Source organism: Bradyrhizobium zhanjiangense, from assembly GCF_004114935.1.
Taxonomy (GTDB): domain Bacteria; phylum Pseudomonadota; class Alphaproteobacteria; order Rhizobiales; family Xanthobacteraceae; genus Bradyrhizobium; species Bradyrhizobium zhanjiangense.
On sequence record NZ_CP022221.1, the window covers coordinates 4,451,755 to 4,464,814 of the forward strand.

At 63.4% G+C, this 13,060-nt stretch carries 10 protein-coding genes and 1 tRNA gene; 10 read left to right on the forward strand and 1 reads right to left on the reverse strand.

What is annotated here, in order from left to right:
- Nucleotides 1–11: 11 nt before the first annotated feature.
- The 7 genes from XH85_RS21195 (at nucleotide 12) to XH85_RS21245 (ending at nucleotide 7,996) form a co-directional block, all read left to right on the forward strand.
- Nucleotides 12–224, forward strand: coding sequence for a hypothetical protein (locus XH85_RS21195; protein WP_027547180.1), 213 nt, complete (start codon nucleotides 12–14; stop codon nucleotides 222–224).
- Nucleotides 221–1,696 carry an Asp-tRNA(Asn)/Glu-tRNA(Gln) amidotransferase subunit GatA gene (gene gatA / locus XH85_RS21200; RefSeq protein WP_128933329.1) on the forward strand — a complete coding sequence of 492 codons (1,476 nt, stop codon included), beginning with the start codon at nucleotides 221–223 and terminating at the stop codon, nucleotides 1,694–1,696. Before XH85_RS21195 ends, gatA begins: the two co-directional genes overlap by 4 nt.
- Nucleotides 1,687–1,989 carry a hypothetical protein gene (locus XH85_RS21205; RefSeq protein WP_128933330.1) on the forward strand — a complete coding sequence of 101 codons (303 nt, stop codon included), beginning with the start codon at nucleotides 1,687–1,689 and terminating at the stop codon, nucleotides 1,987–1,989. The genes gatA and XH85_RS21205 overlap by 10 nt, the downstream gene beginning before the upstream one ends.
- Nucleotides 1,986–3,464: an Asp-tRNA(Asn)/Glu-tRNA(Gln) amidotransferase subunit GatB gene (gene gatB / locus XH85_RS21210; RefSeq protein ID WP_128933331.1), complete on the forward strand. Its 1,479-nt coding sequence runs from the start codon at nucleotides 1,986–1,988 to the stop codon at nucleotides 3,462–3,464. Before XH85_RS21205 ends, gatB begins: the two co-directional genes overlap by 4 nt.
- A gap of 1,571 nt (nucleotides 3,465–5,035) precedes the next feature.
- Nucleotides 5,036–5,302 (forward strand): hypothetical protein, encoded by a 267-nt coding sequence (locus XH85_RS21225; RefSeq protein ID WP_092193244.1) that lies wholly within the window; start codon nucleotides 5,036–5,038, stop codon nucleotides 5,300–5,302.
- Nucleotides 5,303–5,787: 485 nt separating this feature from the next.
- Nucleotides 5,788–5,881: transfer RNA gene (locus XH85_RS21235), tRNA-Ser, on the forward strand.
- Between the two features lie 576 nt (nucleotides 5,882–6,457).
- The gene (locus XH85_RS21245) at nucleotides 6,458–7,996 is read left to right on the forward strand and encodes a porin (protein WP_128933333.1); all 1,539 of its coding nucleotides are present in this window, start codon (nucleotides 6,458–6,460) and stop codon (nucleotides 7,994–7,996) included.
- A gap of 461 nt (nucleotides 7,997–8,457) precedes the next feature.
- On the opposite strand, the gene XH85_RS21250 is transcribed toward XH85_RS21245, so the two are convergent.
- Complete coding sequence (locus tag XH85_RS21250; protein WP_164940804.1) at nucleotides 8,458–10,890, reverse strand: transglycosylase SLT domain-containing protein; 2,433 nt, start codon at nucleotides 10,888–10,890, stop codon at nucleotides 8,458–8,460.
- A gap of 279 nt (nucleotides 10,891–11,169) precedes the next feature.
- On the opposite strand from XH85_RS21250, the gene dapA reads away from it, so the two are divergent.
- The 3 genes from dapA to smpB are packed head-to-tail and all read left to right on the forward strand — an operon-like array spanning nucleotide 11,170 to nucleotide 13,059.
- Nucleotides 11,170–12,060 (forward strand): 4-hydroxy-tetrahydrodipicolinate synthase, encoded by an 891-nt coding sequence (dapA, locus tag XH85_RS21255; RefSeq protein ID WP_128933335.1) that lies wholly within the window; start codon nucleotides 11,170–11,172, stop codon nucleotides 12,058–12,060.
- Nucleotides 12,061–12,112: 52 nt separating this feature from the next.
- Nucleotides 12,113–12,526: a large conductance mechanosensitive channel protein MscL gene (mscL, locus tag XH85_RS21260; RefSeq protein ID WP_091899100.1), complete on the forward strand. Its 414-nt coding sequence runs from the start codon at nucleotides 12,113–12,115 to the stop codon at nucleotides 12,524–12,526.
- A 59-nt stretch (nucleotides 12,527–12,585) separates the two neighbouring features.
- Nucleotides 12,586–13,059: an SsrA-binding protein SmpB gene (gene smpB / locus XH85_RS21265; protein WP_024341117.1), complete on the forward strand. Its 474-nt coding sequence runs from the start codon at nucleotides 12,586–12,588 to the stop codon at nucleotides 13,057–13,059.
- Nucleotide 13,060 lies beyond the last annotated feature (1 nt).

Below are 13,060 nucleotides of genomic sequence, written 5' to 3' on the forward strand. Positions count from 1 at the left end.
GACGTAGTCCGATGTGCCTGCTTTGCGACGATGAGAAGGCCTATCAGGCCTATATGAACTATCTCGACAAGATGGAGCGGCAGGGCAAGGCTGCCGATCCCAACGTCGCCGTCAATGCCGTGCTCGACGAGATCGAGGCCGCCGCGAAAGCAGCCGCCAAAAAAGACGACCCGGCCAACGACAAGACCCTGTCTCCGTTCTTCTGCAGCCCGATCAATAAATGACCGATTTGACATCGCTGACGCTCGCCGAGGCCCGCAAGGGCCTCGCGGCCAAGACCTTCACGTCGCTCGAGCTGACCGACGCGCATCTTTCCGCGATCGAAGCCGCGCGCGTGCTCAATGCCTTCGTCATGGAGACGCCGGACCAGGCGCGAAGCATGGCGCGCGAGGCGGACGCCAGGATCGCCAAGGGCGACGCCGGTCCGCTCGCCGGCATCCCGCTCGGCATCAAGGATCTGTTTGCGACCAGGGGCGTGCGCACCACGGCCTGCTCGAAGATCCTCGGCAATTTCGTGCCGACCTATGAGTCCACCGTGACCTCGCAGCTCTGGCGCGACGGCGCGGTGATGCTCGGCAAGCTCAACAATGATGAGTTCGCGATGGGCTCGTCGAACGAGACCTCGTGCTTCGGCCCGGTCGGCAATCCCTGGCGGCGCGACGGCTCGAACACGACGCTGGTGCCCGGCGGCTCATCCGGTGGTTCGGCCTCGGCCGTGGCGGCGCTGCTCTGCATGGGCGCGACCGCGACCGACACCGGCGGCTCGATCCGCCAGCCCGCGGCGTTCACCGCGACCGTCGGCATCAAGCCGACCTATGGCCGCTGCTCGCGCTGGGGCATCGTCGCCTTTGCCTCCTCGCTCGATCAGGCCGGTCCGATCGCGCGCAGCGTGCGCGATAGCGCGATGCTGCTGCGCTCCATGGCGGGTCATGACCCGAAGGACACGACCTCGGTCGACATCCCGGTGCCGGACTACGAGGCTGCGATCGGCAAGTCCGTGAAGGGCATGAAGATCGGCATCCCCCGGGAGTATCGCCTCGATGGCATGCCGGCGGAGATCGAAAAACTTTGGGAAGCGGGCGCGGCCTGGCTCAGGAGTGCCGGCGTCGAGCTCGTCGAGGTGTCGCTGCCGCACACCAAATATGCTCTGCCGGCCTATTACATCGTGGCGCCGGCGGAGGCCTCCTCCAACCTCGCGCGCTATGACGGTGTCCGCTACGGCCTGCGCGAACCGGCGAAGAACATCATCGAACTCTACGAAAACACCCGCGCCGAAGGTTTTGGCGCAGAGGTGAAGCGCCGCGTCATGATCGGCACCTATGTGCTCTCAGCCGGCTATTACGACGCGTACTATTTGCGCGCCCAGAAGGTGCGCACGCTGATCAAGAAGGATTTTGAGGACTGCTTCGCAAAGGGCGTGGATGCCATCCTGACGCCAGCGACGCCGTCGGCAGCCTTCGGCATCGGCGAGAAGGGCGGCGCCGATCCCGTCGAGATGTACCTCAACGACATCTTCACGGTGACCGTGAACATGGCGGGCCTGCCCGGCATCGCCGTGCCCGCCGGCAAGGACGCGCAAGGCCTTCCGCTCGGCTTGCAACTGATCGGCCGTCCCTTCAACGAGGAGACGCTGTTCTCGCTCGGCGAGGTGATCGAGCAGGCCGCCGGCCGCTTCACGCCCGCGAGGTGGTGGTGAATGTCGCGGCGTTCATTGCGAGCCTCGACGGCGCGGCGCCAGCGCCGGAATTGAACGCGCCGCTCGCCGGACTCTGGTGGGCGGCCAAAGGCGACTGGGACCGCGCGCACAAGATCGTTCAGGACGAGAGCAGCTGTGAGGCGGCTTGGGTGCACGCCTACCTGCACCGCGTCGAAGGCGATCTCGGCAATGCCGGCTATTGGTACCGCGAGGCCGGCCAGCCCACAGCAAAGGATTCATTGGAAGCAGAGTGGCAGCGGATCGCGGCCACGCTGCTCGGGAGCAAGACATGAGCACGGCCACGCACAAGCTTCTCAAGGGCGCCACCGGCGATTGGGAGATGGTCATCGGCATGGAGATCCATGCGCAGGTGACCTCGAACTCGAAACTGTTCTCGGCCGCCTCGACCGCGTTCGGCGGCGAGCCGAACAGCCACGTGTCGCTCGTCGACGCCGCGATGCCCGGCATGCTGCCCGTCATCAACGAGGAATGCGTCAGACAGGCTGTCCGGACCGGTCTCGGCCTCAACGCGAAGATCAATCTGCGTTCGGTGTTCGACCGCAAGAACTATTTCTATCCGGACTCGCCGCAGGGCTACCAGATCAGCCAGTACAAGTCGCCGGTCGTCGGCGAGGGCGAGGTGCTGGTCGAGCTCGACGGCGGCCGCAGCGTCACCGTCGGCATCGAGCGGCTGCATCTGGAGCAGGACGCCGGCAAGCTGCTGCACGACCGGTCGCCGACCATGTCCAATGTCGACCTCAACCGCTGCGGCGTGGCGCTGATGGAGATCGTCTCCAAGCCCGACATCCGCGATGCCGAGCAGGCCAAGGCCTATGTGACCAAGCTACGCTCGATCCTGCGCTATCTCGGCACCTGCGACGGTGACATGGAGAAAGGAAGCTTGCGCGCCGACGTCAACGTCTCGGTGCGCAAGCCCGGCGGTCCGCTCGGCACCCGCTGCGAGATCAAGAACATGAACTCGATCAACTTCATCGGCCAGGCGATCGAGTACGAGGCGCGGCGTCAGATCGAAATTCTGGAGGATGGCGGGGCGATCGACCAGGAAACGCGGCTCTATGACCCCAACAAGGGCGAGACGCGCTCGATGCGGTCCAAGGAAGAGGCGCACGACTATCGCTACTTCCCCGATCCCGACCTGCTGCCGCTGGAGTTCAGCCAGGAATTCGTCGACGAGCTGAAGGCTGAACTCCCCGAGCTGCCGGACCAGAAGAAGACGCGCTTCGTCGCCGACTTCGGCCTGTCGGCCTACGACGCCAGCGTGCTCGTCGCCGAGCGCGAGAGCGCAGTGTTCTACGAGACGGTGCTCGACAAGCTTGCCAACCGCGCCCGTGACGGCAAGATGGCGGCGAACTGGGTGATCAACGAGTTGTTCGGCCGTCTCAACAAGGAAGGCCGGGGTATTACGGACTCTCCCGTCAACGCCGAGCAGCTCTCAGGGATCATCGACCTGATCGGCGAGGGCACGATCTCAGGCAAGATCGCCAAGGATCTGTTCGAGATCGTCTGGCAGGAGGGTGGCGATCCCCGCGCGCTGGTGGAAAGCCGCGGCATGAAGCAGGTCACCGACCTCTCGGCGATCGAAAAGGTTGTCGACGACATCATCGCGGCCAATCCCGACAAGGCCGCGCAGGTCAAGGGCAAGCCGCAGTCGCTCGGCTGGTTCGTCGGCCAGGTGATGAAGGCGTCCGGCGGCAAGGCCAACCCGCAGAGCGTCAACGAGCTGCTCAAGTCCAAGCTCGGCGTCTAGCCTCGCGCGTTTGAATGAGGTGACGAACACGCTTCGTCACCTCCTCGCTTTCCGCTCTTGGTGCGACGCTCGCGCGCATCCTCGGCGGTAAACTTCATCCCGATCGACGGTGATGCGGCGGCCGAATCGCCAGCGCGCGATTCGCGCAAAACGGCGGCTTGCACACGCTCAGGCGAGCGTTCGCGCCGTTAAGCATGAAAATTTTTTCGTTGCCAAAAGTCGCGACTCAGAGTCCGCGAAACGCCTTCGCGAGGCGATCGCGCGACTCGCGACGCTCATCATCGCGTTGCTCATGCGCGATGCATGCGCGCGGAAAAATACTTGCTGCATAGTGTTTTTCTGCAATCGCATCCGTCGCAAATGCCGACGATGCGCCCACTCTCAGCGATCGCAAGCACACGAGATGCAGTGCGCTTGCGTCGCGCTCGCCAAGCGCACGCGCGTTGCGCCGTCAACACTTCTTTAAGCGAGACGCTGTTTTTTTCTTCGTGTTGGTGTATTCGGGATGAAGTGCATTCGATCCCCGAGTGCACGCAGCGATTAAAGCCATCTCACACATCGGAGGGCAACATGGCCAAGAAAGCGAAGAAGGCGAAGAAGGCGAAGAGCGCAGTGAAGAAGACTGCGAAGAAGACCCGCAAGGTCGCGAAGAAGAAGAAGTAACTTCGCTTCTGAAGTTGCCGGCTACATAGCCGGCACGTCATCAGCGCCTCCTAAAGGTTCTGGTCGACGATAGAGGGTGTCGGCGAGACATCAGGTCAACGGTCGGATCGTTTCTCTTTCGCGGTCCGGCAGAAGAAACGAGTTTTCTTCGTTCGGTGCGGTTCTCCTCAAGGGGCTCCGCAATTTCACAAGCGGCCTTCGGGCCAACGTGGAATCTGGTCCTGACGTGTTCGCCGACGCCCTCGTTCTCTTGAAGCCGGGGCATTGCCGGCATTCCTTTCCCGACATTGCTGATCTGACCGCGACGCGGCCGCGCGCCTTGCTCGCACTGCCTTGGGGCAGGCAAGGGCTGCGGCCTGATTGCACGCTGTTCGCACGCCGCTTCTCCGTTCGCGGCGTCATCGCCCGGCTCCGACCGGGCGATCCAGTATTCCGGGATGGCATTGGTCGAGTAGATCCGCCGCGGCGTCCTGCATTCCCCGCCGGAGCCTGTCATCGGGCTCGCCGGAGGCGAGACCCGGTGGCGGGGCATGACTGAGCGGGTGCGGCCACGACGGCGATCCGCTCCGACAAATCGTAACCGCAGGACATCCGCCACCGCGCGCGATGGTTATCGTTCCCCCAAAATCGCAAGGTAAACCGAATCTGACGAATTGCAGAAGTATCTGCAAGTCAGGGACTTTTCGAATTCCCTGCGCAGGCACCGCGCGTTCGCGTTTACGTCTGCTTCATCGCGATACTTAAACTGCCATTCAAATTTGCCCGCCATCATCGCCTCCAACAAGCCGGCAAACGGCAATGGGGATGAGTTGAACAGTGCACGATCCCGGGAAGGGTCATGCACATCAGAGTTGGACGGGAGCCGCGCTCGAGGGAACGAGACGGCATAAGAAAAAAGGGGATGCGACATGTTTCAGGGTACCTTCGATCTGGAGACCGCGACGCCGATCGACGCGAGCGCGCTCTCGGATGTGCTGTTCGAGCGCGGCATCTATTGGGCGAGTGGCCGCTCCGGCCTCGTCGATCTCGTTGCCGCGCATAAATGGTTCAACCTCGCCGCGCTGAAGGGCCGCAAGGACGCCGTGGCGCTGCGCCAGGAGGTCGCCGGGCAGATGTCGGACGCCGAGATCTCGGCCGCGCAGCGCGAGGCGAGGGCGTGGGTCTCCACCCACTGAACTGAGAATCGCATCCGCATCCGTGTTTCCACGGGTGAGTTCGGTTGCGCTGGATCAAATTCCCTCGTCGTGCGGTCCCCTAGATCCGCACGGTATGAGCGACCCCGACCAGAATAGGCCAAACAATGGCCGATGGCTTCCGATTCAGATCGCGCCCGACGACTGCGATCTGGAACTCGGGCGGTTCCACAAGACGGGCATTTTGCCCTGGACTTTTCCATGCCGGCGCAGGTCTGGCGTCTGGTTCAACGTCTGGGCGGGCGAGGCGGTGCTGATATCGCCCTCGCACTGGCGGATCTGGCGATCCAGCCGCTAGACGCGCGCACGCATATATAAGGTCAGTGCGAATCGCAGGAACTCGCCGCGAGGATCCATTCGCGAGGCTTGCGCCGCCGGCCGCTCGTCAGCTTTCAGGTGAAAAGAACCCGCCGCCCTCAATTCTGCCGCTTGCGGCCCGCCGCCGTGTCGGGCATACCCGGCACATTGGAGACGTGGCCGAGTGGCTGAAGGCGGCGGTTTGCTAAACCGTTATAGGCTTGTAAAGGCCTATCGAGGGTTCGAATCCCTCCGTCTCCGCCAGCCAAGCTGGCCCGGACATAGATACCCCTGCACCACACATAGATAGAGAGAGCTGACCTGGTCGAGATTTGGCCTCGCGTGTCGGGGCCAAGGCCGTTTCGCCGCCATCGATAACCGTTGGGCTGAGCGAGATTCGGACTGTGCTTGAGTCTCGTCCGATTCTACGATTCGAGCGCGCCAGGATCGCCACATCACAGCCCTCCGCTTGCCGCGCCCTAGGTGCGGAATTTTGACGGCAAGCGGAACCGCCTTGAAAACATAAATAAAAACAATGTGTTGTGAGCGTGCCGCGATCACATCTACGTGTTATTTGTGCAACACCCGTCGGAAAACACGTCTCATAGGCCCGCTTCGGAGCGTTCTTTTGTTGTGTGTGCAAGGACGTTCGGTAATTGTGACTGAGCGACGGAGGGGGGCATCCCAAGGTCGTCCCGTTTAGGTCATTCGCTTAAGTCCCTCGCGTTCATGCGGGTGTGTCCGAAGACGCGAAGGAGCCGAAAGCGGTGATTTAGAGGGGGTTGGGGAATTGGCCGTCCGGTCAGTGACCTTCCCTGAAGAGCAACTTGGAGGTTTAACATGAAGTTGGTTAAGAGCCTTTTGCTCGGCTCAGCGGCGGGTCTGATCGCCGTGGGCGGAGCGCAGGCAGCCGATCTGCCCGTGAAGGCCAAGGCGGTCGAATACGTGAAGATCTGCTCCCTGTACGGTGCAGGATTCTACTACATCCCCGGCACTGACACCTGCATCAAGCTGGGTGGCTACCTGCGCGCCGAAGTCGCGCTGGGCACCAACAGCGTCTACGGCATTGCGAACGGCGCTCCCGCCGGTGCGCACAACCGCCTGAGCAACTACTACACCGCGCGCGCTCGTGAAGATCTCAACATCGACACGCGCACCGCCACCGAATACGGCGTCGTCCGCACCTTCTTCGATGCGACGTTCTCCTGGACCACCGCCGGCTACGTCGGCACCGGCTCGGCCACGGGCACGACCGCCGCTACCTTCACGACGGCTGGTAACACCACCATCAATCCGACGGACGGCGGCACCTCGGGCGGTTCGCTCGGCGTGTACTACGCCTTCATCCAGTTCGCTGGCTTCACGATGGGTAAGGCCGTGTCGCAGTTCGACGCGCCCTGGACCAACTATCCCGGCAACAACATCGACAGCCTCGTCGGCGGCAGCGGCACGGTCACTGGCGTCAACCAGTTCACCTACACCGCTGACTTCGGTCAGGGCGTGACGGCGGCGTTCTCGGCGGAAGACGCGACGGCCTACTATCAGGCCGGCAACCTCAACCTGTTTGGCATCACTGCTGCCGGCGTCGTTGGGGGTTCCTACGGCTCGAACGCCATCGGCGGTTCGCGTTCGCCGAACCTCGTCGGTATGGTCCGTGTCGACCAGGCCTGGGGTCTGTTCCAGGCATCGGTTGCTGCGCATGACAACCACGTTGCCTACTACGGCGCGACCGAGACCACTGGCCACCCCGACGACAAGTGGGGCTGGGCGGTTCAGCTCGCTCTGTCGATCAAGAACATCCCGACCGGTGCGGGTGACACGATCAACATCCAGGGCGTCTACACGGATGGCGCGACCCGCTACAACTTCCAGAACCTCGCGGGTAGCTCGTACGCGATGTACGGCGGTTCGGGCATTGCGTATCAGAGCATCGGCTTCGCCAATGCGCCTGATACGGTGTTCGTCCCCGGTTCCAACCAGGAATCTGTGAAGACCTGGGGCTTCCGTGGTGCGTACACCCATAACTGGGATCCGTACTGGAACACCGCTATCTATGGTGCCTATGCGCATGCATCGTTCGGATCGCTTGCCAAGAACTTCCTTTGCGGTGGCGGCGGCTTCGCCGGCTTCCTCGCAGTGCCAGGCGTTACCTCGTGTAACCCTGATTTCAACATCGGCCAGGTGGGTGTGATCACTCGCTGGACCCCGGTGAAGAACCTGACGTTCTCGGCCGACTTCAACTGGACGCGTCTGGATCAGAAGTATGCCGGCGTAATCGGTGTTACACCGGCTGCTACCGTTGCCAAGCCGACGGCGGTCTATGAGCTGAAGGACCAGGACAGCTTCACGCTGCTGCTCCGCGCTCAGCGCAACTGGTAAGTTCGGTCTAACGACCTGACAGAGAGCCCCGGCGGGAAACCGCCGGGGCTTTTCTTTTGCCGGCTTGTTCTCGCCTCGTCATGACGGCCGAGTGGACGCCTCGCGCTCCGTTGATCGATCGTTCGCCGAGACCTGATTGAAGCCGCTGCGAGAGAGGGATTTGCGCGCAGCTCGCATCTCCGTCCGAAGCGCGCATGGGCAGACTGTCGCTGACCGATCCGCCTTGCAAAGCGACCCGCCGATCTGGGCCTTGCAGCTGGGCGCGACCGCTGCGTTCAGTCTTCAGACAGCGGACAACGGTGAGCTTGTCGATGTGGCAAGCGATCTTGCAGACCTCGATCGAGGCTCGTCTTGGGAAGGGCGCCCGAAGGTCGCGTGACTGCGCAGTCCGTCGGAGACTTAATGCCTGACGGCATCGCTTGCCACCGATGCTCCCGGCAGCAAATCGGGCGAGGGTGTTGCTATTCCACGCTGCCAGTGCCGCGGCGCAAATCGGCTTCGATCTGCAACCGCGTGCCTCCGCCGAAGCGGGCGCGGTAGACCTGAAGGTTCTCCATGATCCGCTGCACGTAGTTGCGCGTCTCGGAGAAGGGGATCAGCTCGACCCAATCGACTGCGTCGACCTTCGGGTCGCGCGGATCGCCGTAGCGCTCGACCCACTTCCTCACGCTGCCGCGGCCGGCATTGTAGGCGGCAAACGTCATGATGTAGGAGCCGCGATAATCCTCTAGCAGTCCGCCGAGCTCGGCCGAGCCGAGCGTGGCGTTGTAGACCGAATCGTTCTTCAGCCGGGACAGGTCGTAGGTCGCGCCGTGGCGTTTGCAGACGTAACGCGCGGCGTCCGGCGTCACCTGCATCAGCCCATAGGCCTGCGCCGGCGAGACCACCGACGGATTGAATGCGCTCTCCTGCCGCGCGATCGCATAGACGATGCTGCGCTCGACCTGGGGGCCGATCGGCGTGAACTGCGGAATGCCGTTGACGGGGTAGGCGTAGAAGTCGAACGGCAGGCCGCGATTGAGCGCGGCCTTGCCCAGCAGCAGCATGCCGCGCGCGTCGGTGTAGCGCTGGGTGAGCTCGCCGAGGCCGGCAAGCGCTTCGGGATCGCCGTTTTCGCCCATGTCGGCGAGCATGGGCACCGCGAGCTCGCGCTCGTCGAGCTCGTAGAGCAGTTGCGCGGCGCGCACGATCTCCAGCCGTTCGGCGCCGCGTCCGCGCGGCGGGTTGTTGAGCTCGATCTGCGGCAGGCCGAGTTTCGCGCGCGCGAGCTGGCCGTAATAGCTGGTCGACTGCTCGGCGGCGCGGGCATAGGCGTTGCGCGCTTCCTGCTGGCGCCCCATCGCTTCCGCAGCGCGGCCCTGCCAATAGCCGGCGCGCGCCAGCGTGGTCGGGTTGACGCTGCCCACGCCGATACGGGCGAAGTGCTGGGCGGCGGTCGCGGGATCGTTGAGGAAGCGCAGCGCGATCCAGCCCGCGGTGAACTCCTGCTCGGTCTTGTAGATGTCGCGCGAGGGCAGGGCGGCATCGCGCGCGATCAGATAGGCGCTGCGGAATTCCTCGGTGTCGATCATCTTGCGTGCCAGGAGGCGCCGCTCGATCCACCATTCGTCGAGATTGTGGAGCCGGTTCGGATCCTTCGGCGCCGAGAGCATGAGCTGCGCTGCTTCGGCAAACTTCTCCTCACGGCGCAGGAGCTGGATCTTGCTGAAGATGAAGCCGGGATCGCTGTGCAGCTCGCGCGGCACGGCATCGAGCAGCGCGCGCGCATTCGGCGCCTTCTTGACGGCAGCGATGCGAGCCTTGGCGAGCGCGACATAGCCGCCGCCGAGGCGTTTGGCGGCGCGCAACGCGGCTTCGCTCTCGCTGCCGTAGAGCAGGGTGTCCATCCGCGCTTTCTGATCGCCCGCCGTCAGCAGGGCGCCAAACTGGTCGAGCGCGTTGTTCTCGGTGTCCTCCGACATCGGATCGCTGCGCCAGGCCTCGCGCACCAGCCGCTCGGCGTTGGCGCGGTCGCCGCGCGCCAGCATCGCCTTGGCAAGCGTGAAGCGACCCTTGGCGGAGATCGGGGACTCATTCTCGAACCACGACCACGCAACTGAATCGTCACGCCTGTCGTCCCACATCGCAGCCTCGAGCCGGCGGCGCAGGAAGGTCTGCGACGGCCAGCTCGGATTGGCGGACAGGAAGGCGCGGTAGCGCTCCACGGTCGCGCCATTGTCCTCGCTGCGCAGGATGATCCATTCCGCCAGCTTTCGCGCAACGGGATCCGAGATCGAAGCAGCATAATTGGTGGCGTCGCCCGCCTTGCGCTTGCGCACGAGCTCGATGACGTTTTCCAGCGTGTCCTTGTCGGCCTGCGACGTCGACGACGTTGCGGCGACCGCGGCCGGTATGAGCGGCTTGCGCGGCGCTGCATGCTGGCGGGTCGCAGGAGCCAGCACGGGAGCTGCGGACGGTCTGGCGGCGGCCGGGGCGGTGGGTCTGACGGTGGCCGTCGAAGCCGGGGCGGGTGCGGGCTTGGACGGCGCGCCGTTGGCGGTCGGTTTTGAAGTTGGCGCGGCGGCCGCTGCCGCAGGCTTGGATGCTGCCGCGGGCTTGGATGCTGCCGCCGGCTTGGGCTTGTCCTTGGTGGGTTCCTTGCCGGCGTTCTTCCCAGCGTCCTTGGCCGATTTGTTCGCGGCATCCTTGGTCGGGGCGCTGGCCGCGCTCTTGCTGGCGCCCTTGTTGGCGCCCTTGGCCGTATCCTTTGAAGTTTCCTTGCCGGTTCCCTTGGACGAGTCCTTGGCGGCTGGCTTCGCGGAGTTCTTGGCCTCGTCCGCGGTCGTCTCGTTGGACTTGTCGGACCTGTCACTGGACTTGGCCAAGGCGGCACAACCGACGGACAACCCTGCCATCAGGCATACGACCAGACCGGTGGATCGCCATGCGGCACGAGGAAAGGAGGTCACGGCGTTTCGTCGCCCCGAATCAGTCAAGTGGCCCAAAATCTAGCTGTATTGATTGAATATGCGGACAAAATACCAACAGCCGCTTACCTCGGGCCGATTTGCACCATCACCGCGGCAAAATCGCGGCCTAAACGGTGCGTCACACGGCGGCGGGCCTTTTACCGGCGGGATAGACCCGATATGTATGGGGCTTGCTCAAGAGATCGCCGCGTACGGAGGAAGTCCATGGCAGCCAAGACGAAATTCCGGGGGTCGTTCACCGCCTTGGTCACGCCGTTCAAGAACGGCTCGCTGGACGAGGCGGCGTTCCGCTCGCTGGTCAATTGGCAGATCTCAGAAGGCACCAACGGCCTGGTGCCGGTCGGCACCACCGGCGAGAGCCCGACGCTGAGCCATGACGAACACAAGAAGGTCGTCGAATGGTGCATCGCTGAAGCCAAGGGCCGCGTGCCTGTCATCGCGGGTGCCGGCTCCAACTCGACCAAGGAGGCGATCGAGCTCTCTCAGCACGCCGAGAAGGCGGGCGCGGACGCCGTGCTGATCGTGACGCCTTACTACAACAAGCCGACCCAGGAAGGCATGTATCAGCACTTCAAGGCGATCAACGATGCGATCGGCATCCCGATCATCATCTACAACATCCCGCCGCGCTCGGTGATCGACATGTCGGTCGACACCATGAAGCGGCTGTGGGAGCTGAAGAACATCGCCGGCGTCAAGGACGCCACCGCCAGCATGGTCCGCGTGTCGCAACAGCGCGCGGCGATGGGTGAGGACTTCAACCAGCTCTCCGGCGAGGACGCGACCATCCTCGGCTACATGGCCCATGGCGGCCATGGCTGCATCTCGGTGACCTCGAACGTCGCGCCGCGCCTATGCGCGGAGTTCCACGTGGCCTGGCAGAAGGGCGACCATGCTACTGCCCTGAAGCTTCACGACAAGCTGATGCCGCTGCACAACAACCTCTTCATCGAGAGCAATCCGGCGCCGATCAAGTACGCGATGTCGCTGCTCGGCAAGCTGGACGAGACGCTGCGGCTGCCGATGGTGCCGGTCTCCGAGCCGACCCGCGTCGCCGTGCGCAGCGCAATGGTGCACGCCGGCCTCATCAACTGACGCATTGGCGTTTGGGGAGCGTTTCATGAGCGTCGAGGAGAAGGGCATGCAAATGCTCAAGGAGTTCCGCGAATTCGCCATGAAGGGCAACGTCGTCGACCTCGCGGTCGCCGTCATCATCGGTGCGGCCTTCGGTGCCATCGTCAATTCGCTGGTCGGCGACGTGATCATGCCGATCATCGGCGCCGCTACCGGCGGGCTCGACTTCTCAAACTACTTCACCCCCTTGTCGAAGGCGGTCACCGCCACCAATTTGGTTGAAGCGAAAAAGCAAGGCGCCGTACTTGCTTGGGGCAACTTCCTCACGCTGACGATCAACTTCATCATCATCGCCTTTGTGCTGTTCCTGGCGATCCGGGTGATGAGCCGACTGAAGAAGGAGCAGGCCGCGCCTGCGGCGCCGCCTAAGCCGTCGGCCGAGGTCGAGCTGCTGACTGAGATCCGTGATCTCCTCAAGAAGTCTTGACGCGCGCGCTTCATCCGAACTGTTAGAATCCGTGCGCATCTTGATCAGGTTTGTCTGCGATGGCCGATAAGAACGAACGTCCGATCAAGGTGATGGCGGAGAATCGCAAGGCCCGCTTCAACTACGCCATCGAGGATACGATCGAGGCGGGCATTGCGCTGACCGGCACCGAGGTCAAGTCGATCCGCAACGGCAAGAGCACGATCGCGGAATCCTACGCCGACTCGAAGAACGGTGAGATCTGGCTGATCAACGCCACCATTCCTGAATATCTCCAGGGCAATCGCTTCAATCACGAGCCCAAACGGCCGCGAAAACTGCTGCTTCACCGCCGGCAGATCAACAAGCTGATGGGCGCGGTCGACCGCGAGGGCATGACGCTGATCCCGCTCAAGCTCTACTTCAACGAACGCGGTCGCGCCAAATTGCAGCTGGCGGTTGCCAAAGGCAAGAAGCTGCACGACAAGCGCGAATCCGAGAAGAAGCGCGACTGGAGCCGCGAGAAGGGCCGCCTGATGCGGGCGAGGGGATAGC

What these genes read in the sequence shown, in the direction of transcription:
- dapA (WP_128933335.1), top strand. Translation starts at nt 11,170, where the DNA reads ATGGCAGCCAAGACGAAATTCCGGGGGTCGTTCACCGCCTTGGTCACG.
- smpB (WP_024341117.1), top strand. Translation starts at nt 12,586, where the DNA reads ATGGCCGATAAGAACGAACGTCCGATCAAGGTGATGGCGGAGAATCGC.
- XH85_RS21225 (WP_092193244.1), top strand. Translation starts at nt 5,036, where the DNA reads ATGTTTCAGGGTACCTTCGATCTGGAGACCGCGACGCCGATCGACGCG.
- gatA (WP_128933329.1), top strand. Translation starts at nt 221, where the DNA reads ATGACCGATTTGACATCGCTGACGCTCGCCGAGGCCCGCAAGGGCCTC.
- mscL (WP_091899100.1), top strand. Translation starts at nt 12,113, where the DNA reads ATGCTCAAGGAGTTCCGCGAATTCGCCATGAAGGGCAACGTCGTCGAC.
- XH85_RS21195 (WP_027547180.1), top strand. Translation starts at nt 12, where the DNA reads ATGTGCCTGCTTTGCGACGATGAGAAGGCCTATCAGGCCTATATGAAC.
- XH85_RS21250 (WP_164940804.1), bottom strand. Translation starts at nt 10,890, where the DNA reads ATGGCAGGGTTGTCCGTCGGTTGTGCCGCCTTGGCCAAGTCCAGTGAC.
- XH85_RS21245 (WP_128933333.1), top strand. Translation starts at nt 6,458, where the DNA reads ATGAAGTTGGTTAAGAGCCTTTTGCTCGGCTCAGCGGCGGGTCTGATC.
- gatB (WP_128933331.1), top strand. Translation starts at nt 1,986, where the DNA reads ATGAGCACGGCCACGCACAAGCTTCTCAAGGGCGCCACCGGCGATTGG.